Source organism: Streptomyces sp. NPDC058464, assembly GCF_042721035.1.
GTDB lineage: Bacteria > Actinomycetota > Actinomycetes > Streptomycetales > Streptomycetaceae > Streptomyces.
The window spans coordinates 1-23,585 of record NZ_JBHXMA010000042.1 but is presented as its reverse complement, the minus strand read 5'-3'; the positions used below and the strand labels follow the sequence as shown (position 1 = coordinate 23,585).

At 73.4% G+C, this 23,585-nt stretch carries 22 protein-coding genes and 1 riboswitch; of the genes, 12 read left to right on the top strand and 10 right to left on the bottom strand.

The window, feature by feature from the left end:
• The first annotated feature begins 55 nt into the window (after positions 1-55).
• From ACFWPQ_RS40345 to ACFWPQ_RS40330, 4 genes are read left to right on the top strand one after another with little or no spacing between them, the layout of a single operon-like run.
• Positions 56-856, top strand: a complete 801-nt coding sequence (locus ACFWPQ_RS40345; RefSeq protein WP_384046546.1) for a hypothetical protein — start codon at positions 56-58, stop codon at positions 854-856.
• On the top strand, positions 853-3,060 hold the full coding sequence (locus ACFWPQ_RS40340) for a hypothetical protein (RefSeq protein WP_384046543.1): 2,208 nt from the start codon (positions 853-855) through the stop codon (positions 3,058-3,060). The genes ACFWPQ_RS40345 and ACFWPQ_RS40340 overlap by 4 nt, the downstream gene beginning before the upstream one ends.
• Positions 3,057-4,145: a hypothetical protein gene (locus ACFWPQ_RS40335; RefSeq protein ID WP_384046540.1), complete on the top strand. Its 1,089-nt coding sequence runs from the start codon at positions 3,057-3,059 to the stop codon at positions 4,143-4,145. Before ACFWPQ_RS40340 ends, ACFWPQ_RS40335 begins: the two co-directional genes overlap by 4 nt.
• The gene (locus tag ACFWPQ_RS40330; RefSeq protein ID WP_361283512.1) at positions 4,142-4,633 is read left to right on the top strand and encodes a Pycsar system effector family protein; all 492 of its coding nucleotides are present in this window, start codon (positions 4,142-4,144) and stop codon (positions 4,631-4,633) included. Before ACFWPQ_RS40335 ends, ACFWPQ_RS40330 begins: the two co-directional genes overlap by 4 nt.
• A gap of 26 nt (positions 4,634-4,659) precedes the next feature.
• On the opposite strand, the gene ACFWPQ_RS40325 is transcribed toward ACFWPQ_RS40330, so the two are convergent.
• The 5 genes from ACFWPQ_RS40325 to thiO all read right to left on the bottom strand — a co-directional run bounded on the left by ACFWPQ_RS40325 (position 4,660) and on the right by thiO (position 9,933).
• Positions 4,660-5,538, bottom strand: coding sequence for a deoxyribonuclease IV (locus ACFWPQ_RS40325; RefSeq protein WP_361283514.1), 879 nt, complete (start codon positions 5,536-5,538; stop codon positions 4,660-4,662).
• A gap of 34 nt (positions 5,539-5,572) precedes the next feature.
• Complete coding sequence (pknB, locus tag ACFWPQ_RS40320; protein WP_384046535.1) at positions 5,573-7,504, bottom strand: Stk1 family PASTA domain-containing Ser/Thr kinase; 1,932 nt, start codon at positions 7,502-7,504, stop codon at positions 5,573-5,575.
• A 250-nt stretch (positions 7,505-7,754) separates the two neighbouring features.
• Positions 7,755-8,549 carry a thiazole synthase gene (locus ACFWPQ_RS40315; protein ID WP_361283518.1) on the bottom strand — a complete coding sequence of 265 codons (795 nt, stop codon included), beginning with the start codon at positions 8,547-8,549 and terminating at the stop codon, positions 7,755-7,757.
• A gap of 5 nt (positions 8,550-8,554) precedes the next feature.
• Positions 8,555-8,767 carry a sulfur carrier protein ThiS gene (thiS, locus tag ACFWPQ_RS40310; protein ID WP_384046532.1) on the bottom strand — a complete coding sequence of 71 codons (213 nt, stop codon included), beginning with the start codon at positions 8,765-8,767 and terminating at the stop codon, positions 8,555-8,557.
• Positions 8,764-9,933, bottom strand: a complete 1,170-nt coding sequence (gene thiO, locus ACFWPQ_RS40305; RefSeq protein WP_384046529.1) for a glycine oxidase ThiO — start codon at positions 9,931-9,933, stop codon at positions 8,764-8,766. Before thiO ends, thiS begins: the two co-directional genes overlap by 4 nt.
• Positions 9,931-10,042, bottom strand: a riboswitch (TPP riboswitch). It overlaps the preceding gene by 3 nt.
• 153 nt (positions 10,043-10,195) lie before the next feature.
• Here thiO and ACFWPQ_RS40300 point away from each other — a divergent pair.
• The 5 genes from ACFWPQ_RS40300 to ACFWPQ_RS40280 all read left to right on the top strand — a co-directional run bounded on the left by ACFWPQ_RS40300 (position 10,196) and on the right by ACFWPQ_RS40280 (position 14,734).
• The gene (locus tag ACFWPQ_RS40300; RefSeq protein ID WP_384046526.1) at positions 10,196-11,428 is read left to right on the top strand and encodes an NAD(P)/FAD-dependent oxidoreductase; all 1,233 of its coding nucleotides are present in this window, start codon (positions 10,196-10,198) and stop codon (positions 11,426-11,428) included.
• Positions 11,429-11,549: 121 nt separating this feature from the next.
• Positions 11,550-11,915 (top strand): Rv2175c family DNA-binding protein, encoded by a 366-nt coding sequence (locus tag ACFWPQ_RS40295; protein ID WP_384046523.1) that lies wholly within the window; start codon positions 11,550-11,552, stop codon positions 11,913-11,915.
• 32 nt (positions 11,916-11,947) lie between these two features.
• Positions 11,948-12,595, top strand: a complete 648-nt coding sequence (gene thiE / locus ACFWPQ_RS40290) for a thiamine phosphate synthase (protein ID WP_361283526.1) — start codon at positions 11,948-11,950, stop codon at positions 12,593-12,595.
• Between the two features lie 133 nt (positions 12,596-12,728).
• Positions 12,729-13,652 carry a methylenetetrahydrofolate reductase [NAD(P)H] gene (metF, locus tag ACFWPQ_RS40285; RefSeq protein WP_384046520.1) on the top strand — a complete coding sequence of 308 codons (924 nt, stop codon included), beginning with the start codon at positions 12,729-12,731 and terminating at the stop codon, positions 13,650-13,652.
• Positions 13,653-13,708: 56 nt separating this feature from the next.
• The gene (locus ACFWPQ_RS40280; protein ID WP_384046517.1) at positions 13,709-14,734 is read left to right on the top strand and encodes a hypothetical protein; all 1,026 of its coding nucleotides are present in this window, start codon (positions 13,709-13,711) and stop codon (positions 14,732-14,734) included.
• Positions 14,735-14,761: 27 nt separating this feature from the next.
• On the opposite strand, the gene ACFWPQ_RS40275 is transcribed toward ACFWPQ_RS40280, so the two are convergent.
• The 5 genes from ACFWPQ_RS40275 to ACFWPQ_RS40255 all read right to left on the bottom strand — a co-directional run bounded on the left by ACFWPQ_RS40275 (position 14,762) and on the right by ACFWPQ_RS40255 (position 20,978).
• Positions 14,762-16,276, bottom strand: a complete 1,515-nt coding sequence (locus ACFWPQ_RS40275) for a phytoene desaturase family protein (RefSeq protein WP_384046514.1) — start codon at positions 16,274-16,276, stop codon at positions 14,762-14,764.
• Positions 16,277-16,337: 61 nt separating this feature from the next.
• The gene (locus ACFWPQ_RS40270) at positions 16,338-16,952 is read right to left on the bottom strand and encodes a DUF4126 domain-containing protein (protein WP_384046510.1); all 615 of its coding nucleotides are present in this window, start codon (positions 16,950-16,952) and stop codon (positions 16,338-16,340) included.
• A 436-nt stretch (positions 16,953-17,388) separates the two neighbouring features.
• On the bottom strand, positions 17,389-18,015 hold the full coding sequence (locus tag ACFWPQ_RS40265) for a TetR/AcrR family transcriptional regulator (protein WP_361283541.1): 627 nt from the start codon (positions 18,013-18,015) through the stop codon (positions 17,389-17,391).
• 73 nt (positions 18,016-18,088) lie between these two features.
• Complete coding sequence (locus ACFWPQ_RS40260; RefSeq protein ID WP_384046507.1) at positions 18,089-20,173, bottom strand: YhgE/Pip family protein; 2,085 nt, start codon at positions 20,171-20,173, stop codon at positions 18,089-18,091.
• Positions 20,145-20,978 carry an ATP-binding cassette domain-containing protein gene (locus ACFWPQ_RS40255; RefSeq protein ID WP_384046504.1) on the bottom strand — a complete coding sequence of 278 codons (834 nt, stop codon included), beginning with the start codon at positions 20,976-20,978 and terminating at the stop codon, positions 20,145-20,147. Before ACFWPQ_RS40255 ends, ACFWPQ_RS40260 begins: the two co-directional genes overlap by 29 nt.
• Before the next feature lie 174 nt (positions 20,979-21,152).
• Between ACFWPQ_RS40255 and ACFWPQ_RS40250 the strand changes: the two genes are divergently transcribed.
• The 3 genes from ACFWPQ_RS40250 to ACFWPQ_RS40240 all read left to right on the top strand — a co-directional run bounded on the left by ACFWPQ_RS40250 (position 21,153) and on the right by ACFWPQ_RS40240 (position 23,352).
• The gene (locus ACFWPQ_RS40250; protein WP_384046501.1) at positions 21,153-21,716 is read left to right on the top strand and encodes an SAV_6107 family HEPN domain-containing protein; all 564 of its coding nucleotides are present in this window, start codon (positions 21,153-21,155) and stop codon (positions 21,714-21,716) included.
• 198 nt (positions 21,717-21,914) lie between these two features.
• Complete coding sequence (locus ACFWPQ_RS40245; RefSeq protein WP_361283553.1) at positions 21,915-22,685, top strand: methyltransferase; 771 nt, start codon at positions 21,915-21,917, stop codon at positions 22,683-22,685.
• A gap of 277 nt (positions 22,686-22,962) precedes the next feature.
• Positions 22,963-23,352, top strand: coding sequence for a DUF3040 domain-containing protein (locus ACFWPQ_RS40240; protein WP_361283556.1), 390 nt, complete (start codon positions 22,963-22,965; stop codon positions 23,350-23,352).
• Positions 23,353-23,585 lie beyond the last annotated feature (233 nt).

Genomic DNA, 23,585 nt, shown 5'->3' with positions numbered 1-23,585 from the left:
GACCATCGCAGTCGAGGGGCCGACGGTCCGGCGGGACGGCAGGGAGGAGAGAACGATGGAGGGGGAAGCCGCGTACGGCTTCATCGTCAACGTGGACGCGCAGGGCTCGGGCCTGCTGTCCGACACCGAGAAACCCGAGATGCGGCGCAGACTCTACGACGTCACGGGCACCGCCTTCGAACAGGCGGGCATCCGCCCGCCGCGCCTCTACCAGGAGGACCGCGGCGACGGCATCCTCAGCGTGCTGGCGCCCGACGTGCCGCCCGCCCGGATCGTGGGGGAGTGGGTGGAGCAGCTCCACCAGAACCTCCGGGAGAGCAACCGGGACCTCAGGAAGCCGCTGCGGCTGCGGGTGGGACTGCACATCGGCCGGGTCACGCCCGACGCCTACGGCCGCTCCGGGCGCGCCGTCGACCTGGCCTGCCGGCTGTGCGACTGCGGCACCACGAAGGCGATCCTCGCGGCCGCGGCCGACGCGCCCCTGGTGGTGGCCGTCTCCGACCGCGTGCACGAGGACTTCGTGCTGCCCGGCGGGCGCTGGGTGGACCCCGAGCACTACCGCCGGCACGACGTGGACCTCAAGGAGGGCCGCACCACCGCCTGGTTCAGGGTCCCCGGCCGGCCCGCGCCACCCGAGCCGCCAGAGTCGGCAGAGGCGGCGGCGCCCGAGCCGGCCGAGGCGACCGCGCCGGCCGGTGCGGAAGACACGAAGGCGGGCACCCCGCCGCGGCCGCCGGCCGCCACCGACACCATGGGCCGCTTCGTCCAGAACATCCACCAGCACGGCGACGGAGAGGTCATCGCCGCCGAACGCATCGAGACCCTCAACATCGACCGCCGCGGCGGTGGCCGGTGAACGCCCAGAACCCACCGCCCCCGGGCGGCCCGAAACCGCCGCAGCAACCGCAGCCGCAGCAGAAGGCCGAGCCGGACAAGCCGCAGGGCGCCGAGCCCGGCGGCGCGCCCGAGCCGGAGAAGGCCGACGTCATCGGCGGCTCGAACGCCGACCCGCTCGGCGAGGAGGCGCTGCCCGGCGCGGCGGCCGCCGCCTCCCGGATCTACCGCTCGACCGTGAGCCAGCACGGCACCGGCACCCTCATCAGCTCCGGATCCGTCGGCACCATGAACTTCTACAGCCGGCAGGCGGCCGAACGCGTCCTCGCCGGCCCGCTCCCGGAGGACCAGCTGCGCAGACTGCGCCAGGTCTTCCAGGAACCGGCGGACTACGCCGAACACCGCGAGCAACTGCGCGACGGACGCCTCCTGGTGCTCTACGGCCAGCCCGGCACCGGCCGCGCCTACACCGCCCTGTCCCTGCTGGACGGCCTGACCGGCGGCCGGGTCTCGCGGCTCGACCCGCGCACCGACCTGGACCGACTCGACGACGACCAGATCAGCGACGGCCACGGCTACGCCCTGGAGCCGAGCGCCACCGGGTTACCGGACGAGACCGGCCTCGACCGGCTCTGCCAACTGCTCGGCGAGAAGGACGCGTACGCGGTCCTGCTGGCCGCCCCCGAACCCGGAGACGTGCTCTCCCGCAGCGGCCGCTACTACCGCGCCCACACCCCGGCCCCCCAGACCGCCGTACTCGAGGGCCACCTCGCCGTCGAACTGGCCGACAAGGCCCCCGAGCTGTACGAGCGGGCCCGGGCCACCGCCCTGGACCCCGACGTCCTGGAGGCACGCGGACTCGACGAACTGCGGCCCGCGGAGGCCGCCCACTACGCGCGGCTCCTCGCCCGGCACACCAGGGACGAACTCACCCACGACGAACTCCTCGCCGAATGCCGGAAGTTCGCCGAGAACCAGGCCGCCGAGTGGTTCGCCGGCGGGGTCCGCTCCGAGACCCCGGAGCGGCTGCGGGACGCGGCCTACCGGATCGCCGTCGCCGTCCTCGACGGAGCCTCGCTCAGCGCCGTCGCCGAGGCCGCCGAGGTGCTCGCCTGGGAACTGGCCGTCACCGTCGACCCCGAGGCCACCCCCGGCCGCCCGCTGTTCAGCGACGGCGTCGACGCCCGGCTGGTCTCCGCCCGCGCGGTCGCCGAACTCGGCACCGAGGAGGTCGGCACCGAGGAGGTCCCGGTGCGCACCGTGCGGTTCGGCGGCGAGGCCCTCGCCCCGGCCGTCCTCGGCCACCTCTGGCAGCACCGGCACAACGCGCGCGGACCCGTGCTGCGCTGGCTGGCCGGACTCTGCGAGGACGACCGGCCCCAGGTCTGGGTGCGGGCCGCGGTGGCGGCCGGCCAGCTGTGCCGCCTCGACCTCTCGCACACCGTGCACGAACTGGTCCAGTCGATGGCCCAGGCCGAGCGGGCCCGCCGCCGGCTGTTCGCCGCGACCGTCCTCGACGTGGCGCTGCGCTCCCCGGAGGTCGGCACCGCGATCCGCGCCCTGATCGGCTCCTGGGCCCGCTACGGCGACGAGCACCTGCGCTGGACTGCGGGGGCAGTGCTCGGCCGGGGCCGGGCCACCGACACCGTCCGCGAGACCCTCGACCTGCTCGGCGGGATCGGCGTCTGGGACGAGGGCAAGCTGCGATCCGGCGCGGCGGTCCAGGTCGCCCACTTCGCCGGCGCCCGCCCCGAGGCCCAGACCCTGCGCCGGATCCGCGCCTGGCTCTCCGACGCTCGCCGGCCCCAGCAGGACCTCGGCCTGCAGTCCACGGTCTACCTCGCCTCCGTCCCCGTCACCGACCTCTGGAACCAGCACGAGGACCTGGAGGGCTACGGCGACTGGCCGCTGATGCTGGCCCTGGCCGCCGTCCGGCCCGCCCTCGCGCCGGAACTCGCCGGGCTCCTGTGGACCGCGCTGCAGACCCCGCGGTCCTACGAGGCCGCGATCGAGACCCTGTCCGACTGGCTGCGCGGCTCGGCCGACCAGCCCTGGGCCGACCGGCTGGAGCGGTTCCTGCCGCTTCTCGTGCACAGCCAGGACGACCGCAACCGGCTGCTGGCCCTCATCACGGAACTCACCGAAGACCCCGATCAACCACTGAACGAACAGCAGGTCCGCCGCCTGTGGGGCGCGGCCCAGGGAGAGGGAGCGAGTACACCATGACGCACAACCAGTGGCAGCCGTGGCCGCCCCAGGACGAGGAGTTCGTCCTGCCGCACGACCTCAGAGGCCCCTTCGTCCGCGAGTTCGCCCCGCAGGCCGCCTACCGGCACCGCAACAGCCAGGTGGCGTCGGTGCTCTACTACAAGAACGGCGGGCACAGCATCATCACCGTCCGCGGCGCCGAGCACTTCAACAAGCCGCTGATGGGCAGGCCGACCTCGGTGTGCTGGATCGCGCGCGGCCAGCACCAGGTCTCCTTCCAGCTGGCCCTGCCCACCCTCGGCGACCGGGCCCAGTTCAGGGCGGGAGCGGACGTCAACTGGGAGGTCCGCGACTTCTACACCGCCGCCGAGAAGCGCGTCGTCGACGTGGAGCGGATGCTGCGCCCGTCCCTGGAAGCCCGGTTACGCGGACTCAGCCGCCGCTACAGCCTGGACTCGGCCCAGCAGGTCGACGAGGCCATCCAGGACGAGCTGGCCAGCGGCCGGTGGAACGACTTCGGTGCCGAACTGGGCCTCGCCACCCAGGTGTTCGTCCGCATCGACCTCGGACAGGCCGCCGCCGACCACCAGGCCCAGATGGTCGCGGTGGAGAAGGGCGGCGTGGTCCAGGAGGCCATGGACAACGTCACCAAGGCGCGGATCGCGGCCAACATGGACGACGCCCAGAAGCTGATCACGGCCGGCGAGACCGTCCAGTACGCCCACCTGCTCGCCTCGGACCCGGGCCGGGCGGCCGAGATCCTCGGCGTGCTCCAGCAGCAGGCCCGCGACCAGCGCCAGGGCGCCCTGGACTACCTGACCAACCTGATCAGCCAGGGCGTCGTCCAGCGCCACCAGATCGACGACCAGGTGCAGGCGCTCATCGACTACAGCCGCACGGTCTCCACCGGCGTCTTCCCGAACGGCGCGCTGCCGCAGGCCCCGACCTCGCTGCCGGTGCCGCCCATGCCCCCGATGCCGCCCGCACCTCCGCTGCTCCCGGCCGACGCGCCCCCGCCGGTTCCGCCGCTCCCGCCCGCGGACGCCATCCCCGGGCAGGGGACGGGGGTGGAGGACGACTCCAGCCCGGAGGCGCGCCGATGACCCCGGGCGACCCCGACGCCGCCGCGTACTACGTCGCCGAACGGCTGCTGGGGACCGTTCGCGAGGACCTGGGCAGGGCGGACGTGAAGGCGTCCGTCCTGCTCTCGGGCGCCGTCGCGGTACCGGCGCTGGTGCTCGGCAGGGGGGCGCCGTCCGGCACGTCGGGCGTCGCCCTGGCCTTCCTGGCGGTGGGCGGGGCACTCTGGGCGGCCGGCAGCCTGCTGCTGCTCGCGGTGATCGTGCCCCGCACCCGTACGGTCCGCTCGGCACCCGGCCCGACCTTCTACGCCGACGCCCTGCACGGCATCGACCCGGAGGCGCTGCGCCGCGCCGCCGCCGACGCCGGGGCGGACCAGGTGGGCTGGCTGCTCACCCAGCTCCAGGACGTCAGCGTGATCCTGTCGGCGAAGTACCGCTGGCTGCGCCGGTCGATGGCGCTGCTCGGCGCGGGGCTGCTGCTGGCGGCGGTGCCGCTGGCGGTGGGGTGACGCGTCCGGAGGTCCGGAGAGGGGTGTCAGCCGTCCCGGAGCCGCTTGAGGCGCTCGACGTCGGCGGCGTGCCCCTCCTTGCCGCCGGGCGTCTCGATGATCAGCGGTACGCCCGCGGTGGCGGGGTGGGTCATCAGCGCCCGGAACGGGTCCTCGCCGATGTGACCGGAGCCGATGTTCTCGTGCCGGTCCTTGTGCGCGCCGACGACGTCCTTGGAGTCGTTGGCGTGGATCAGCTTCAGCCGCCCCTCGCCGACGGTGTCCACCAGCAGGTCCAGCGTCCGGTGCATCCCGCTCGGCCCGGTCAGGTCGTGCCCGGCGGCGAAGATGTGACAGGTGTCCAGGCAGACGCCCAGCTTCGGGTGGGCGTCCAGGGCCTCGAAGTACGGGCCGAAGTCCCAGGTCCGCGAGCAGAGCGAGGCGCCCTGTCCGGCGGTGGACTCCAGGAGCAGGAACGGGTCGTCGTCGTGGGTCAGCTCGTCGAGGAGCGGCAGCAGATGCGTCCGTACCTGCTTCAGCGCCACGTCCCGGGCCCGCCCGCCGGTCGCGCTCCCGGTGTGCACGACCACCCCGAGCGCCCCGATCTCCCGGCCGCGCCGCAGCGAGTGCCGCAGCGACTCCACCGACTTCTCCACGGTCGCCTCGGTGTGCGAGCCGAAGTTGATCAGGTACGGGGCGTGCACGTACGCCGGGACCGACCCCTCCGCGCAGGCCGCGCGGAACGCCTCGTCCTGCTTCGGGCTGCCCGCCGGGGTGGCCCAGCCGCGCGGGTTGGCGACGAAGACCTGCACGGTCTCGGCCTTCAGCTCACGGGCGTACGAGAGCCCCACGGAGTGCAGACCGCCGGCCACCGGGACATGGCCGCCGACGGGGTTGCGGGAGGGCCCTGACTGCTCGCTCTTCACCCGTCCAGGGTGTCACGCCGCGGCCCGGCCCCCGTCACCGGATGGTGATCGTGATCGTCGACCCCTTGGGCGCCTGCTCCCCGGCGTCCACCGACTGCTTCTTCACGGTGTCGCCGAACAGCCCCAGCAGTCCGCGGTTCTCCTTGACCTGGAAACCGGACTGCTCCAGCAGCTTGGTCGCGTCCTCCACGGTGGCCCCGACCACGTCCGGCACCTCGACCAGCTCCGGGCCCTTGGACAGCGTCAGCGTCACGGTGTCGCCCTCGGCGGCCTGCGCGTCGCCCGCCGGGGTCTGCTGGGCGACCTGCCCCTGGTCGTACTCGGAGTTGATCTCGGTGGCGGACACCGTCACCTTCAGCCCGGCCTCCTGCAGCTCCTGCCGGGCGTCGTCCAGGTCGTCGCCGGTGACATCCGGGACGTCGACCGGGGCGCCCTTGCTGACGACGAGCGCGATCGCGGTCCCCGCGTGCCGCTTGCTTCCCGCCCCCGGATCGCTCGAAATGACCGACCCCTTGGGCACGTCCTCGCTGAACTCCCGGGTCACCATGCCCGGTGCGAGCCCGTCCGCCGTGAGCAGCAACCTGGCCCTGGCCAGCGTCCGCCCCTGCACGTCCGGCACGTTCACCGTCTCGGGGCCGTCCGAGATGGTCAGCTTCACCGAGTCGTTGCTGCGGATCCGGTGGCCGGCCGCCGGGTCGGTGCTGATCACCGTGCCCCGCTTCACCGTGTCGCTGTAGGCGTGCTCGACCGACCCGACGTCCAGCCCGGCCTCCTTCAGGCGTGCGGTGGCCTGGGTCTCGGTCTTCGACAGCAGCGGCGGGACCTTCGTGAACTGCCCGGAGTTGATGTACCAGACGCCGGCGCCCGCGCCGAGGACGATCAGTACGGCGACGACCAGCGTCAGCAGCCCGCGCCGGGACCGACGGCCCCCGCGCCGCCGGTCCGGCACCGGCGCCGCCTCGAACCGGCTGGTCCGCAGCACTGCCTCGGCCCGCTCGTCCTCCTCGTTGACGGGCAGCGGCCGGGGCACCGTCAACGACCGGGGTATGACACTGGTCCGGTCCTCGCCGATGTCGTGCGCCTGCGCCAGCGCCTGCGGCGGCACGGCGTCCAGCTGCTCGGCGCCGAGCGTGCTCCGCGCCTGCCGCAGCAGGGCGAGCAGCGCGACGGCGTCGTACGGCCGCACCCCGGGATCCCGGGCGGTCCCGCGGGCGACCAGCTCGTCCAGCTCGTAGGCGAGCCCCGGCACGACGGCGGAGGGCGCCGGCACGTCCTCGTGGAGATGCTTGTACAGGATGATCGCGGGCGAGTCCCCGTCGTGCGGCTTCTCCCCGGTGAGCATCTCGTAGAGCACGACCCCGCACGCGTACACGTCGACGCGCGGATCGGCGGCCCCGCTCTCGACCTGCTCGGGCGCGAGATAGGCCACGGTCCCGAGCACGGCCCCCGTCGTGTTGGTGGAGCTGCCCACGGACCGCACCAGCCCGAAGTCCGCGACCTTGACCCGCCCGTCGTCCCCTATCAACACGTTCTCGGGCTTCATGTCCCGGTGCACGAACCCGGCGCGGTGCGCGGCGCCCAGCGCGGCCAGCACCGGCTCCAGGATGTCCAGTGCGGCCCGCGGCTGCAGCGCGCCGCGCTCGCGCAGCACGTCACGCAGGGTGCAGCCGGCGATGTACTCCATGGCGAGATACACGTACGACCGGTCGGCCCCCTGGTCGTAGACCTGGACGACGTTCGGGTGGGCCAATCGGGCGACCGACTTGGCCTCCCGGATGAACCGCTCCACGAAGGACACGTCGGCGGCGAGCGCCGGGTGCATCACCTTCAGCGCGAGCACGCGGTCCAGCCGGACGTCCAGCGCCCGGTAGACCGTGGCCATCCCGCCGACGGCGATCCGCGCGTCGACGCGATACCGGCCGTCGAGCACCTGCCCGACGAGGGGGTCCTGAAGGGTCGTATCCACCCGCCGAGTGTACGAGCACCGGCTGACACCCCCACAGGTGAGACCGCTTTCCCCGGCGGACTGCAGCGCACCTGTGACGCTTCGCACCTGGCTGAAATATGCACCTACCCACCCGCGACCCCCGCCGGAGCCGATCCCCCCACGACCCGCGGACGCCGACGGCGCTCGGCCCCCACGGGAGAGTCCCGCTTCTCGGCAAACAGTCACGGGTGGTGCGCGGGTGGGAGAGCAGACGGGAGCGGGCCGGCGGTCAGAACGCAGGGCGCTCGGGGTCCAGCACGGCCAGGCCCTCCGCAGGAGAGGACGCCTCGGCGAGGTACCGACGCGGAATCCGCCCCGCCAGCCGGGCCAGCCGTCCCGCCTCCACCCCGGCCCGCATGGCGTGAGCCATCCGCTCGGGATCCTGCGCCCGCGTCACCGCCGACGCCAGCATCACCCCGGCACACCCCAGCTCCATCGCCAGCGCCACGTCCGACGCCGTACCGGCTCCCGCGTCCAGGATCACCGGCACGCGCGCGTGCTCGACGATCAGCTGGAAGTTGTGCGGGTTGCGGATCCCGAGCCCGGACCCGATCGGCGACCCCAGCGGCATCACCGCGGCGCACCCCACGTCCTCCAGCTTCCGGGCCAGCACGGGATCGTCGTTCGTGTACGGCAGCACCGTGAACCCGTCGTCCACCAGCGTCTCCGCCGCGTCAAGGAGCTCGACCGGATCGGGGAGCAAGGTCCGCTCGTCGGCGATGACCTCCAGCTTGATCAGCGAGGTGCCCAGCGCCTCCCGCGCCAGCCGGGCCGTCAGCACGGCCTCCCCGGCGGTGTAGCACCCCGCCGTGTTCGGCAGCACCCGGATCCCGAGCCGGTCGAGGACCGACAGCACGGAGCCCCGTACCCCCGGGTCCACCCGCCGCATCGCGACCGTGGTCAGCTCGGTCCCGGACGCGACGAGCGCCCGCTCCAGCACCTCCAGGCTGGGCGCACCCCCGGTACCCATGATCAACCGGGAGGAGAACGTCGTACCCCCGAGGACGAAGGGATCGTCGGCCACGGCGCTCAGCCTCCCTGCACGGCGGTCAGGACTTCCACGCGGTCACCGTCGGCGAGCCCGGTCGTCGCCCACTGCCCGCGCGGTACGACGGTCTCGTTGACGGCCGCGGCCACCCCGGAGGGCGCGGCGGTGAGGGACCGCACGAGCGTGTCGAGAGCGGTGCCCGGGGCGATCTCCCGGTGCTCCCCGTTGACGGAGATGGTGACGGAGATGGTCATGCGGTCTGCTCCACAAGGACGCCGGGAACGGTGCCGAATCGCCTCGGCGTGAACGGACGGGCCTCCTCCGGCGGCTCGCCGCCGGCCAGCAGCTCCGCCATCACGTCTCCGGTGACCGGCGTGAGGAGCACCCCGTTGCGGTAGTGCCCGGTGGCCAGCAGCAGCCCGTCGAGGAGGGTCGGCCCGAGCAGCGGCGCGTTGTCGGGGGAGCAGGGGCGCAGTCCGGCCCGGGTCTCGGTCAGGGGCAGCTCGGTGATCCCCGGGACCAGCTCGTGCGCGTCGCGCAGCAGCTCGTACACGCCGCCCGCGGTGACCGTCGTGTCCCAGCCGAGCTCCTCGCTGGTCGCGCCGACGACCAGCTCGCCGTTCTCCCGGGGCACCAGGTAGACGTTCCCGCCGCGCACCACGGCCCGTACGGTCCGGCTGAGGAACGGCGCGTACCGCGCGGGCACGGTCAGCCGCAGCACCTGCCCCTTCACCGGCCGCACCGGCGGCAGCACGTCGTCCGGCACGCCCGCCAGCCGCCCGCTCAGGCTGCCGCCCGCGAGCACCACCTGCCCGGCGCCCAGGGCCGCACCCGTCCGGGTGACGACTCCGGCGGCCCGCCCCCGTACCACCTCCAGGCGCTCGGCCCAGTCGCGGTGGAAGGCCACCCCGGCCCGCTCGCACGCGGCCACCAGCGCGGCCGCCAGCCGGCGCGGGTCGATCTGGTGGTCGCCGTCGACCCGCAGCCCGCCGCGCACACCCGGCGCGAGCATCGGCTCCAGGCGCCGGCACTCCCGCCCGGACAGCCATTCGGACTCCAGGCCCGACTGCTGCTGGAGGGCGTGCAGCTCGCGCAGATGGGCGCGGTCGTCGGCGTCCAGCGCGACCGCGAGCGTGCCGCAGCGCCGGTACCCGAGGTCGTGGCCGGTGAGCTCGGTCAGCTCGGCGGCGAAGCCGGGATAGCGGCGCGCGGAGGCCAGGTTGAGCCCCAGCAGGGTCTGCTCGCCGTAGTGCAGCTCGGTGACCGCGGCCAGCATCCCGGCCGCGACCTGCGCGGCCCCGCCACCGGGCGCCGGGTCGACCACGGTGACGTCGAGCCCGCGCTGAGCCGCTCGCCAGGCCGTGACCAGGCCGATGATTCCGCCCCCGATGACGAGGACGTCTGACGTACGTGAGGACATGGGCGTCCAGCCCCTCCCTTCGCCGGCATGACCCGGATCAGGTTCGTACGGTCGGAGGCCGCCAGCCTCCCTCTCAGCCCGGTGCGTCCGGGCTCCCGCGTGTGCTTCCCCGCCACCCTAGCCCGCGGAGCTCCGCCCTTGTAAGACGGCCTCGGCCGGCGCTGGGGACGATGCCTCGGACGGCGCTGTGGAACAGGTCACTCGCCACGACCGCTGACTGACTCTTTGTCAGTTGTCTATCGTTCTTGTCTATGGTGATCACGTGAGCGAGCAGACGCAGCGACGGGGCACGTCACAGACGCGGCGCGTGGTCGTCGTGGGCGCGGGGATGGCCGGGGTGCAGACCGCCGTCGCCCTGCGCGAGCGGGGGTTCACCGGAACCATCACGCTGATCGGCGCCGAGCCGCACCAGCCGTACGACCGGCCGCCGCTCTCCAAGGCCGTGCTGCTCGGCAAGTCGGAGGGCTCCGCCTTCGAGGTCGACTTCGAGGCGCTCGGCATCGAGCTGGCGCTCGGGCGCGACGCGCTGGGCGTGCGCGCCGCCGACCACGAGCTGGACACCGAGGCCGGACCGGTGCCGTACGACGTCCTGGTCCTCGCCACCGGCGCCGAGCCGATCACGCTGCCCGGCACCGAGGGCGTGCCCGGCGTCCATCTGCTGCGCACCCTGGACGACGCTGAGCGGCTGCGTCCGGTGCTCGCCCGGCAGCACGACATCGTGGTCGTCGGCGCGGGCTGGATCGGCGCCGAGTTCGCCACCGCGGCCCGCGAGGCCGGCTGCGCGGTGACGGTCGTGGAGGCCGCCGACCGCCCGCTCGCGGGAGCGCTCCCGGCCGAGGTCGCCGCGCCGATGACCGCCTGGTACGCGGACAGCGGCACCGAACTGCGCACCCACGCGCGCGTGGCCGGCGTCGAGCCCGGCGCGGTGCTGCTCGACGACGGCTCGCGGCTGCCCGCCGGCGCCGTCGTGGTCGGCATCGGCGCCCGTCCCGCCACCGCCTGGCTGACCGGCTCCGGCATCGAGCTGGGCACCCGCGGCGACGTGCTGGCCGACGACCGTCTGCGCACCAGCGCCCCGGACGTCTACGCGGTCGGCGACTGCGCCTCCTTCCCGTCCGGCCGCTACGGCGAGCGCCTGCTGGTCCACCACTGGGACAACGCCCTCCAGGGCCCGCGCACGGTCGCCGCCAACATCCTCGGCGAGTCCGACGCGGTCTACGATCCGGTCCCGTACTTCTGGTCGGAACAGTTCGGCCGCTTCGTCCAGTACGCGGGCCACCACGCCGCCGCCGACCGCCTGGTGTGGCGCGGCGACCCGTCGGGCCCGTCCTGGAGCGTCTGCTGGCTCCGCGAGGACCGCCTGGTCGCTCTCCTGGCGGTAGGCCGCCCACGCGACCTGGCCCAGGGCCGCCGCCTGATCGAGGCGGGCCGCCAGATGGACCCGGAGGCCCTGTCCGACCCGGGCAATCCGCTCAAGAACGCCACGACTGGTTGAAAGCGCCCTGAGGGAAACGCGCCCCAAAGGGGCGCGGGGAACTGCGCGACCAGCCCCCACGGCGCCGCACCCGAACAACCACCCATCGCGGCCCACCCGCCAGAACGCCTACCCTTGTTCCGTGACCGAGATTGACACCAAGACCGATGCTCTCGTCCCCGCCTGGCTCACCCTCCCCGACATCGCAGAGATGATGGACGTCGAGGTGACGCGCGTGCGGCAACTGGTCAAGGAGGGCCAGCTCATCGCCGTCCGCCGCGGTGAGAACAAGGCACTGCACGTCCCCGCCGCCTTCATCGACGGTGACAAGGTCGTCAAGGGCCTGACCGGTACCCTGACGCTCCTGCGGGACGACGGCTTCACGGACGAAGAGATGCTGGAGTGGCTCTTCACTCCCGACGAGACCCTGCCGGGCACCCCCGCACAGGCGCTCAGCGAGAATCGCGGCACGGAGGTGAAGCGTCGCGCCCAGGCGCTCGCCGTCTGAGGCAACCAGTACCGAATCGACGGGGGACACCGATGACCGACACCGCCCGCGCCCAGCTGGCCGACGCCCGGCTCTACCTGTGCACGGACGCCCGTAAGGAGCAGGGCGACCTCGCGGAGTTCCTGGACGCGGTCCTGGCGGGCGGTGTCGACGTCGTGCAACTGCGCGACAAGGGCATGGAGGCCGCCGAGGAGCTGGAGCACCTCGCGGTGTTCGCCGACGCCTGCGCCCGGCACGGCAAGCTGCTCGCGGTCAACGACCGCGCCGACGTGGCCCACGCGGCCGGCGCCGACGTGCTCCACCTCGGCCAGGGCGACCTGCCGGTCCCGGCGGCCCGCGCGATCCTCGGCCCGGACGTCCTGATCGGCCGTTCCACGCACGCCGAGTCCGAGGCCGCCGCGGCCGCCGTCCAGGACGGCGTGGACTACTTCTGCACCGGCCCCTGTTGGCCCACCCCCACCAAGCCCGGCCGCCCCGCGCCCGGCCTCGGCCTGGTGCGGTACACCGCCGCGCTCGGCACCGACCGCCCCTGGTTCGCCATCGGCGGCATCGACCTCGGCAATCTCGACCAGGTGCTGGACGCGGGGGCCCGTCGCGTGGTCGTGGTCCGCGCGCTCACCGCGGCCGACGACCCGGGCGCGGCGGCGGCCGAGTTCGCCAAGCGGCTGCGGTCGGCGTAACCGTCTGCCTGTCAGGCTCCCCGCTCGTCCGGCTGTCCGGAAACTTGTCCAGTATCCGGACGCGAGCTCGACAATTCGGGCAAATATCCCGAGTTCGGTTGGGTGACCGTCCGCCCCTGGCTAACCTGCGGGTATGGCCCTCGGAACCGCATCGACCAGGACTGACCGCGCGCGCACCGTGCGCGACATGCTCGCCACCGGCAAGACCACGTACTCGTTCGAGTTCTCGGCGCCGAAGACCCCCAAGGGTGAGCGGAACCTGTGGAGCGCGCTCCGGAGGGTCGAGGCGGTCGCCCCCGACTTCGTCTCCGTCACCTACGGCGCCGGCGGTTCCACCCGCGCGGGCACGGTCAAGGAGACCGAGCAGATCGTCGCCGACACCACGCTCACCCCGGTCGCCCACCTCACCGCGGTCGACCACTCGCTGGCCGAACTGCGCAACATCATCGGCCAGTACGCGGACGCCGGGATCCGCAACATGCTCGCGGTGCGCGGCGACCCGCCCGGCGACCCGATGGGCGACTGGGTGGCGCACCCGCAGGGCCTGACCTACGCGGCCGAACTCGTCCGGCTCATCAAGGAGTCGGGAGACTTCTGCGTGGGCGTCGCCGCCTTCCCGGAGATGCACCCGCGCTCCAGTGACTGGGACACCGACGTCCGGCACTTCGTCGACAAGTGCCGCGCGGGCGCCGACTACGCCATCACGCAGATGTTCTTCCAGGCCGAGTCGTACCTTCGCCTTCGTGACCGGGTCGTCGCGGCCGGCTGCGAGACCCCGGTCATTCCGGAAATCCTGCCTGTCACCAGTGTGAAGATGCTGGAACGGCTGCCCAAACTCAGCAACGCCGCGTTCCCGGACGCCCTGAAAGAGCGGATCCTCACAGCCAAAGACGATCCGGCGGCGGTACGCTCCATCGGTATCGAATACGCCACGGAGTTCTGCGCCCGGCTGCTGGCCGAGGGAGTGCCAGGACTGCACTTCATCACGCTCAACAGCTCCACGGCCACGCTGGAAATCTACGAGAACCTGGGCCTGCACCATCCCCCGCGGGCCTAGACCGGCCGCACCGGAGTACGACACACTGCGTAGCGGTCACAGGAGGAGGGGCGTACATGGGCTGGACGGTCCTCTACGTAGCGTTCGGCATCGTCGCGCTGTGGTTGCTCGGCGAGGTACTGCTGCAGTACAAGGCGCGGCTGCGCTGGCGGCTGCTCGCCTTCGTCGGCTTCCTCGGGGTCGTCTTCGGCGTCCTGATCCCGTCGGTCATCGTGATCGGTGTGGGTGCGATCGCGTTCGCGGTCGGCCAGACGTACGTCACGCTGTCGTTCCGCCGCGGCTTCGAGGCCGGCTGGGCGGTCAAGCGCCCCGGCACGGACGGTGACGGCGGCCTGACCAAGCGCCGCCGCGGCGAGCCGGACGAGGACCCGGGCCTGGAGGCCACCGACCCGGACGCGGCCGACGCCGCCTACGCCGAGCAGCAGGGCGCCTACGCCACGGGCAGTATGCCGTCCTACGGCGGTGACGACTACGAGCGTGACGACGTCTTCACCCCGGCGGCCCGCACCATGGAGCCCGGCGCGGCCGAGTCCACCGCGGTGTACGAGCCGCAGCCGATGCCCGAGGACACCGGCTCCTACGGCGTCTACCGCGACTCCGGCTACGCCGCCACCGGCGACCAGCAGGCCGCCTACGCGACCGCCGGCCAGGACCAGGCCTACGCCGCCCAGGGCACCGACCAGAACTACGCCTACGACTACTCCGGCTACGGCCAGCAGCAGTACGGCTACGACACGGGCGCCCAGCAGCAGTACGCGAACTACTCCGACCCGTACATCGGCAACAACCAGACCTACGGCGGCGCCGGGTACGACCAGTCGTCGTACGGCACCCAGCAGTACGACCAGCAGGGCTACGCCCAGGGCCAGTACGACAACGGCACCGGCGGCTACGGCGAGACCCCTGCGGGCGGTGTCTGGGTCCCGCAGCAGCGCGGCGACGAGACCTACGGTGGCGAACTCCCGCAGGAGCAGCAGTACCCCTACCAGGGCCAGGGCCAGGGCCAGGGCCAGGGCGACGGGCAGGGGCAGCAGCAGGGCCAGCAGGGCAACGGGTACGACGAGCAGCAGTACCGTTTCTGAGGCGCTCCCGCTCCCGGAGCACCCGGCTCACTGCGAGCCGCGGAACTCCGGTCCCTCCACGATCAGTCCCGCCACCAGCGCGCCCGACATGCCCGCGTGCGGCAGCCCGCCGCCGGGGTGCGACCAGCCGCCCACCCGGTAAAGGCCCGGCAGCCGGGTGGAGTTGGCCGGGTGCAGGAAACGGCCCCGGCCGGCGGCGAGGGCGGGAGCGGAGATCCCCCCGGACCCGGCGGTCTCCGTGCCCGGTTCCGGCTGCCGTGTCTCGTGCCAGAGCAGGCGCTCCCGCAGCCCCGGGACGGCGGCCTCGGCGGCTTCCAGGAGGAAGTCCGTGCAGGCCCGGGCGGTGCTCTCCCGCTCCCAGCCGGCCTCGGCCGACAGCACCGCGGACAGCACCACGGACTCGTGGCCGTCGTCCGGTCTGAGCGCAGGGTCGTCGGGGCGCAGCACCGTCACGGTGGGGCGCACCGGCAGGTCGCCGCCGGGCGAGGCCAGCAGGTCCAGCTCGGTCTCCTCGTCCGGGGCGTGCACGACCGTGCGGTGCGCGGCACCGGCCTCGGGCCCGCCACGCAGCGCGAGCAGCACGGTGAAGCGGCCCGGACGAGGAGACCGCAGGTCGGCCCGGACATCGCCGTCGGCGTCCAGCGGGCACCCCGTGCGCCGGGTGAGGGCGTCTAGCCGCACCGGATCCACCCCGGCCACCACCTGGTCCACGTCGATCACACCGCCGTCGGCCAGCTCCACCCCCGCCGCGCGGCCGTCCTTCGCCAGCACCGCCGTGACCTCGGCGCCGAACACGAACTCCACTCTCCGGCGCACGCACCGCTCGTACACCGCACGCGCCAACTCCCTGGTGCCACCGCGCACATACCAGGTCCCGAAGGCATGCTCCAGATACGGCAGCACGGCCGCGCTCGCCGGCGTGTCCCGGGGGTTGAGGCCATGGGCGAGCGCGTGGCTGTTCAGGAGGGCGGCGAGCCGCTCGTCGCGCAGCTCCCAGGCGCCGATCTCGGCGAGCGTGGCCGCCCGGCGGGTGCGCAGCAGCTTCTTGTGCGGCACCGACGGATACGGCTCGCGCTCGGCCAGCACCTGCCAGTTCGGCCACAGCGGCTCCTCCAGGAGGGGGCGCCGGGTGCGGTCCCAGGCCTCCCGGGCCCGCACCAGGAAGTCGCCCCAGCGCTGCCCGGCGCCGGCCCCGAGCGCCTCGTCCAGGGCGGTCACGACGCCCGCGCGGGACGCGTTCGGCAGGGACACCTCGGTGCCGTCGGCGAAGACGTGCCGGGCCGACGGGTCCACCTGGACCAGCTCGACGCAGTCCTCCAGCGGCTCCTTGCCGGTCTTGACGAACAGGTCGCGGTACACGGCGGGCAGCGTCAGCAGCCCCGGTCCGGTGTCGAAGGCGAACCCGTCCCGCTCGAACCGGCCCACCCCGCCGCCGTACGTGTCCGTCCGCTCGTACACCGTCACCCGGTGGCCCGCCACGGCCAGCCGGGCGGCCGCCGCCATGGCGCCCATCCCGGCGCCGATCACCGCAATCCGTCCCATGCCCGCGACTTTATCGACCGCCACTGACAGCCCGGTCCGGCGAGTCCGGTCCGGCGGGCTGTCAGCCGGGCGGCGGTCCCACCTGCGCCGCGAGCCGCCGTTCCTCCCGGCGCTGGGCGCGGCGGCGCCAGAACCGCCGGATCCGGGAGATCAGGAACACCAGCACGATCAGACCGGTGGCCAGCAGCACACCCGCGATGATCGCCGCCGGGAGCGGATGGAACATCGCGAACGTCACGATCCCGGCGACCCCGAGATCCTCCGCCAGGCTCACCGCGATGTTGCTGAACGGCTCCGGCGAGGTGTTGATCGCCATCCGGGTACCGGCCTTCACGGTGTGGCTGGCGAGGGCCGTGGAACCGCCGACCAGCCCGGCCGCCACGTCCGAGAGCGAGCCGCTGTGCCCGGCGAGCAGCGCCCCGACCCAGGCGCCCGCCACCGGCCGGATCACCGTGTGCGCGGAGTCCCACACCGAGTCGACGTACGGGATCTTGTCGGCGACAGCCTCGCACAGGAACAGCACGCCCGCGACGATCAGCACCTCGGGGCGCTGCAGCGTCTCGGGGACGTCGTCGCTCAGGCCCGTCGCGCCGAAGAGGCCGAGCAGCAGCACCACCGCATAGGCGTTGATTCCGCTGGCCCAGCCGCTGGTGAAGACCAAGGGGAGTACCGACACGGACGCGATCGTAACCAGTCGGCGGCCGCACGTCCTGGGCCTGCGTGCGCACACCTGAGTACGTGTACCTAGGGGACGAGTTGAGTACGCGCGCGGATGGGCCGCGACCTGCGTGAACGGGAGAGTGGAGACACGGAAAGGGGCGCGAGGTCCGGTACCGCCGACACGGGGCGGCGGAACGGCGCCGGCGCCCTCGACCGCTCCTTCCGCCGATTCGCGTCGGCGGAAGCGAGACACGGGGGAGAGGGGACCCGGGGGAACAGCGGGAAACCGGGGGAACACGGGGGAACACGGGGGAGTACGGAAGGCGCCGGTCCGACGGCGGCCCGCGGGGGACGCGGCCGCCACGGACCGGCGCTTTCGTCCGTGCACGCGCGCGTGCGGCCTTCTCGCGGCCACGCGCGCGTGCCGGTCCCGATTCCGGTCCCGGAAGGGCTCAGCCCTTCCCGCTCACCCGCCCCTGCAGCAGCCGGGACAGCGCCGCGTGGACGTCGTCCAGGGAGCGCTCCGGCTGGAAGGACTTCCAGTCCAGCGCCGCCACCAGCACCATCCCGACCAGCGCGGCCGCCGTCAGCTGCACATCGATCTCGTCGCTGAACTCGCCGCCCTCCACGCCCTCGCGCAGCACACCCTCGACGACCGCGACGGCCTGCTGCCTGACCACCATCAGCGTCGACTGCCAGGCCCGGTTGGTGCGCCACAGCTCCGCCACGTAGAGCTGGGTGAAGGCCGGATAGCGGTCGATGAAGACGAGACCCGCGCGGACCATCGCGTCCAGGGCGTCGACCTTGCTGCCGCCCTCCCGCGCGGTCTGCTCGGCGGCGTCCCGCAGGGATGCCGTGAGCAGGCCCACGCCGTGCCGCAGCAGCTCCTCGAAGAGGACCGACTTGCTCGCGAAGTTGTAGTAGACGGTGCCCTTCGCGACGCCGGCCCGCTCGGCGATCTCGTCCACCGTGGTGGCCGAGAAGCCCTGCTCGGCGATGAGCGTGACGGCGGCTTCGTAGAGCTTCTGCCGGGTGGCCTCACGGCGTGTGCTGCCGCCCGTGGTGCTGCTGCTTTCCATGGTCCCGATTCTCACAGCAACGGAGGGCTCCGCGGGTACGGAAGAGGAGGTCATGGAGGAGGTCATGGTGGCCTCACAGACTCAGCTCGGGATGCAGGCGGTCCAGCGTCCACACCTGGCGGCGCCGGGCCGACACCGCGGTGAGCGCCAGGGCACCCGCCGTGAACGCCACCAGGACGGCGCAGGCCTGCCACACCGGTCCGAGGCCGCCGCCCGTGATCAGCCGGCGCAGCGCCGCCACGACATAGCTCATCGGCAGGAACGGGTGGATCGCGTCGAAGAAGCCCGGGCTGGTCTGCACGGGATACGTGCCGCCCGCCGACGTCAGCTGGAGCATCAGCAGGGCGAGGACCAGGATCCGCCCCGCCGCTCCGAAGCGCGCGTTCAGCCACTGCACGATCGCCGCGAAGCAGGCCGCCACCAGGAACAGGAACCCGACCGTCCCGGCCGCGTGGACCATCTGGAGCCCGATCGCCCAGTGCAGTACGGCCATCAGGGCGGCCGTCTGCAGCACGCCGACCGCGACCACCGGCAGCCAGCCCGCCAGCGCGATCCGCCAGGCCGCCGAACCGGCCGCCAGGGCACGCCGGTTGAGCGGCTGGATCAGCATGTAGGCCACCATCGCGCCGACCCACAGGGACAGCGGGATGAAGTACGGGGCGAACCCGGTGCCGTAGTTGGGCGCCTTGTGCAGGTCCTGCGAGGCGAGCTGGACCGGGTCGGACATCACCCCGGTGCGCTGATCACGGTCCTGCTCGTCGTAGTCGGGGATCTTCGCCGCGCCGTCGTGCAGGCCGCCGGCGAGCGTGCTGGAGCCGTCGGCGAGCTTGTACATCCCGCCGCTGAGGTCGTAGGCGCCGGTCTTCAGCCTGCCGATGCCCGCGTCGAGGCTCGTGGCGCCGGTGGTGGCCGTACCGAGCCCGGTGTGCAGCTTCGCGGCGCCCGCAGCCACCCGGGCCGCGCCCTCGTTCAGCTTGTCGATCTTCGCGACGGCGTCGGCGACGTCCTCGGAGAGGCGCGGGGCGCGGTCGGCGAGGGCCTGCGCCTGGGTCTGGAGCGTCCCGAGGTTCGCGTCGAGCGTCTTGAGGTCGCCGTTCTGGTCGGCGATCAGCGTGTTCAGGTCGTCGGCGACCGCGGCCACGTCGTCGGCCGCGTCCCCGGCCTTCTTCAGGTCGGGGCAGACCGGGTCCGTCAGCGGCTCCGCCGAGCAGCGCGCCGCATAGACCTCGTCCAGCGTGCCGGCGGCGGCGTGGGCGGTCTTCGCGGCGGCCGGAGCGGTCTTCACCAGGACGCCCAGGTTGTCCCGGACCGTCTGGGCCGAGTCGGCGACCAACCGCGCCGTGTCACCGATGGTCTTCTCGTTCTTCGCCAGGTACGGGCCGACCTCGGCGTAGACCCCGTCGACCTGGTCCGCCAGGGTCTGGGTGCCGTCCGCGACCTGCTGGGAGCCCTCCGCCAGCGTCCCGGCGCCCGTGTCGAGCTTCTTGATCCCCTTGGCGAGTTTGCCGCTGCCGGTCTTGGCGTCCTTCAGACCGTCCGCGAGGTCCTTGGACCCCTTCTCGGCCTTCCCGATGCCACCGGTGAGCGTGTCGGCGCCCTCGGCGGCCTTCACTGTCTGCCCGTGGATGTCGGCGAACGAGATGAAGATCCGGTCCAGGAACGACCGGGACGCCTTGGTGGACGCGGCCGAGCGCACCTCGTTGAAGACCGTGCGCGAGATCTGCCCGACGATGTAGTTGTTCGCGTCGTTCGTACGCACCTGGAGCGCGCCGGTCTCCGGGGTGTCACCCGCGCTGGAGGCGATGCGCGCGCTGAAGTCGGCGGGCATGGTCAGCGACAGGTAGTACGTGCCGTTCTCGACGCCCCGGCGCGCCTCGGCGGCGCTCACCTCGTGCCAGTCGAAGGTCCTGCTGTCCTTGAGCCCGGCGACGATGTCGTCGCCCGCGGTGAGCCGCTCGCCGCTCGCCGTCGCCCCCTTGTCGTCGTTCACGAGTGCCACGGGAACGCGGTCGAGGCGGCCGTACGGATCCCAGAACGACCACAGGTACAGCGCGCCGTACAGCAGCGGCAGCACCAGCAGGGCCACCAGGGCCGCGCGCGGCAGCCTGCCCCGCCCGAAGCGCCTGAGCTCAAGCGCGGCCAGTCGCGGCGAGCGCATCGCTGGCCTCCTTCTTCTCCGTGGCCTCCGCGGCCGTCCCGTTCTCGGTGGCCTCCGTGGCCGTCCCGGCTTCGACGGGTTCCGTGGTCCCGGTGCGCACGACGACGGCCCCCGCCATCGCCTGGCCGCACACCGCCACGACCGTCGTCCCGGCCTCCGCGATCGACGCCAACAGCGCCCGCACCTCGGCCCGTTCGGACTCCGACAGCTTCAGGTCCGCGTCGTCCACGGCCAGCAGCCGCGGCCTTCCGACCAGCGCCAGCGCCACGGACAGCCGCAGCGCCTCGATCCGCTCCAGGTCCCGTACGGCGGTCCGGGCGCCCTTCGGCAGTGACTCCAGGTCGAGCCCGGCGGCGGCCAGGGCGTCGTCGACGCGCTGCTGTGCCCGCGCCCCGCTCCCCCACTCTCGGCTTCGCTCGAGCGGGGGGACCCCCATGGCGCGCGGGCGCAGCAGCGCGCGCAGGGAGTCGCCGAACCGGCGCTGCAGCAGGGCCCGTTCGCGCAGGTGCTCGCCGACGGTCAGGGCGGGTTCGAGGTCGGTGACCCCGGCCACGTTGGCCACCGCGCTGATCCGCCGCGCCGCCGCGAGCTGTCTGGGCAGCCGGGCCTCGCCGACGGTCGCGATGCCCTCGGTGGTCCTCATCCGGCCGGTGAGCGCGAGCAGCAGACAGGTGCGGCCGGAGCCGGACGGGCCCTCCACCGCGATCAGCGCGCCGGGCCCGGCGTCCAGGGAGATCCCCCGGAACGCCCAGCCGCGCGGCCCCTTGAGCCCGAGGCCCTCGGCCGTGACAGGTACGCCGTGCACAGGTTCCCCCCTGTGGCGTTGTTTTTGAACTGACTGGTCAGTGCAAAAACTACTCCGAACCTACGATCGAAGCAAAAGTCCAGGTCAGAACGGATTGTCAGTGCCGTACCTCACGATGGGCACATACGGCACCCCGTGTGAGGGCGCCGTCACTCAGACGACAGGAGGTTCGTCATGGCCAACTCGTCAGCGGCCGCCGCCCACCGGCGCCGCGCCACCGGCCCTGCCCCCTCACTGACCGGCCCGGCGAGCGACGTGCACCCCGTGCTCCGCCGGGCCACGGCCCCGCCCGCCGCCCTCGACCTGCTCACCCAGGCCCGCGCCGCCCTCGACGAGGCCGAACTGCTCGACACCCCCAACGAGCGCTACGCGACCGCCCACCTGGCCGCCCTGCGCACCGCGGCCGCCGTGCTCGCCGCCCGCGCCCGCCCCGAGACCTCGCCCCGGCGCCGGGCCCGGATCCGCAGCGCCTGGGAGGTGCTCCCCGAGGTCGCTCCCGAGCTCACCGAGTGGAGCGCCCTCTTCGCCTCCGGCGCCGGCCGCCGGGCCCGCGCCGAGGCCGGCATCCAGGGCGCGGCCAGTCGCCGGGACGCCGACGACCTCATACGCGACGTGGCGATGTTTCTCCGCATCGTCGAGCGGATGCTCGTCCTCCAGCCGGTGCTGCCACAGGCGCGACGGGAGGACGCGGAGCGGCCGGCCGGCGCTCGGGGGAGGGAACTGCCCGACGCGGGATGACCGGTACGGGATGACCGGTACGGGAGCCGCCGACGCGGGACGACCGGGCGAGGCGGCGGAGGCAATAGGGGACGAGGCGGCGGAGGCAATAGGGTGGAGAGCGCCTGAAGCCTTCCTTCCTCCCGCACCTCGGGCCGGGGAGGCACCGAGTTCGCGCCGCCGGGCAACAGGCGGTGCCGCGCCGAGGAGTCAACTGCCGTGCCGGACCCCACTCGACCCCGCGCCTCTCTCCGTACCGCCGTGGTCTGGGAGGTCCTCCAGGACGCCCTCGACCGCCGGGTCAAGGCCACCGGCCGGGACGCGCTGGACGTCCTGGACACCGGCGGCGGCAGCGGCAACTTCGCCGTCCCCCTGGCCCGTCTCGGCCACCGCGTCACCGTCGTCGACCCCAGCCCCAACGCGCTGTTCGCGTTGGAGCGCCGCGCCGCCGAGGCCGGCGTGGCCGACCGGGTCAAGGGCGTCCAGGGCGACGTCCTCGGCCTGTTCGACGTGGTCGAGCGCGGCGGCCACGACGTGGTGCTGTGCCACGGTGTCCTGGAGTACGTCGACGACCCGGCCGAGGGCGTGCGCAACACGGTGGCCGCGCTGCGCTCCGAGGGCGTCCTCAGCCTGCTCGCCGCCGGGCTCGGCGGGGCCGTGGTCGCCCGCGCCCTCGCCGGCCACTTCAAGGAGGCCAAGCAGGCCCTGGAGGATCCCGACGGCCGCTGGGGCAGCGGCGACCCGATGCCCCGCCGGTTCACCGCCGACCAGCTCACCGCCCTGGTCGAGGGCGCGGGCCTGGCCGTCGCCGCCGTGCACGGCGTGCGGGTCTTCGCCGACCTGGTCCCCGGCGTCCTGGTGGACACCGAGCCCGGCGCCCTCGACGCCCTGCTCAAGCTGGAGGCCGCCGCGGCGGAACTCCCCGCCTTCCACGCCGTCGCGACCCAGTTGCATGTGCTCGGCGAGACACCGGGTGCCACCGAGGTCTGAGATTCTCCTGGGACGAGCCCGCTGATCAGGGGCTCGGCAGCGGATGGAGTACGCCACAGGCCCCCCGATCGAGGGGTTTGCGCCGTATGATCGAGGGAGATCGCCCGGCATGACGGGTCGGCCGCTGGGGAATGGAAGCCTCAGCGAGCCAGAACCGTCATGGCGGTTTCCGGTTGGCCAATTGGCCTAGAGGGGCGGGTTTCACGGGGGCGATTCCCTGCCTATCCTGAAGGGACCCCCCGGGTCGCCCCGGCGACTGCACGATGAGGAGGACGCCGTGCCGCTCTCGGAGCACGAGCAGCGAATGCTTGAGCAGATGGAGCGAGCGCTGTACGCCGAAGACCCCAAGTTCGCGACAGCGCTTGAGGGAAACGGGCTGCGGACGTTCACCCGGCGCCGGGTCTACCAGGCGGTCGCAGGCTTCCTCGTGGGTATCGCTCTCCTCATGGCCGGAATGGTCGCACAGCAGATCTGGGTCAGCGTGGTGGGCTTCCTCGTCATGCTGGGCTGCGCGGTCCTCGCCGTCACCGGCTGGCGCAAGGCCCCCAAGCCCGGCGAGCAGCCCGCGGCAGGGCCGCAGGCCCGCCGCCAGGGTCGGCCGAAACGTTCGATGATGGACCGCATCGAGGAGCGCTGGCAGCGCCGGCGAGACGAACAGGGCCACTGAGGCTTCGCCTCGCTGGCCGACAGAGCGTGACTGAGGGGTGGCCGCCCCCCGGCGGGCCCCCCCCACTCGGGGGGAAACCAAGCAGCGGGGCCGGTGCCCCAGCGGGGCGGGGGGGGGGGGGGGCGCCCGGCGCGGGGTGGGGTGGGCGCCGGCCGCCGCGGCCCCGCGCCCCACCCGGGGCGGGGCCCCGGGCGGCAGCCGGGCCGCGCGACTACTTGGCCAGGAACGCCAGC

Excerpts from the sequence above, each read along its gene's own strand:
- metF (WP_384046520.1), top strand. The coding sequence starts at position 12,729 with ATGGCCCTCGGAACCGCATCGACCAGGACTGACCGCGCGCGCACCGTG.
- ACFWPQ_RS40265 (WP_361283541.1), bottom strand. The coding sequence starts at position 18,015 with ATGGAAAGCAGCAGCACCACGGGCGGCAGCACACGCCGTGAGGCCACC.
- thiE (WP_361283526.1), top strand. The coding sequence starts at position 11,948 with ATGACCGACACCGCCCGCGCCCAGCTGGCCGACGCCCGGCTCTACCTG.
- ACFWPQ_RS40330 (WP_361283512.1), top strand. The coding sequence starts at position 4,142 with ATGACCCCGGGCGACCCCGACGCCGCCGCGTACTACGTCGCCGAACGG.
- thiS (WP_384046532.1), bottom strand. The coding sequence starts at position 8,767 with ATGACCATCTCCGTCACCATCTCCGTCAACGGGGAGCACCGGGAGATC.
- ACFWPQ_RS40280 (WP_384046517.1), top strand. The coding sequence starts at position 13,709 with ATGGGCTGGACGGTCCTCTACGTAGCGTTCGGCATCGTCGCGCTGTGG.
- ACFWPQ_RS40345 (WP_384046546.1), top strand. The coding sequence starts at position 56 with ATGGAGGGGGAAGCCGCGTACGGCTTCATCGTCAACGTGGACGCGCAG.
- ACFWPQ_RS40335 (WP_384046540.1), top strand. The coding sequence starts at position 3,057 with ATGACGCACAACCAGTGGCAGCCGTGGCCGCCCCAGGACGAGGAGTTC.
- ACFWPQ_RS40250 (WP_384046501.1), top strand. The coding sequence starts at position 21,153 with ATGGCCAACTCGTCAGCGGCCGCCGCCCACCGGCGCCGCGCCACCGGC.
- ACFWPQ_RS40275 (WP_384046514.1), bottom strand. The coding sequence starts at position 16,276 with ATGGGACGGATTGCGGTGATCGGCGCCGGGATGGGCGCCATGGCGGCG.
- ACFWPQ_RS40260 (WP_384046507.1), bottom strand. The coding sequence starts at position 20,173 with ATGCGCTCGCCGCGACTGGCCGCGCTTGAGCTCAGGCGCTTCGGGCGG.
- thiO (WP_384046529.1), bottom strand. The coding sequence starts at position 9,933 with ATGTCCTCACGTACGTCAGACGTCCTCGTCATCGGGGGCGGAATCATC.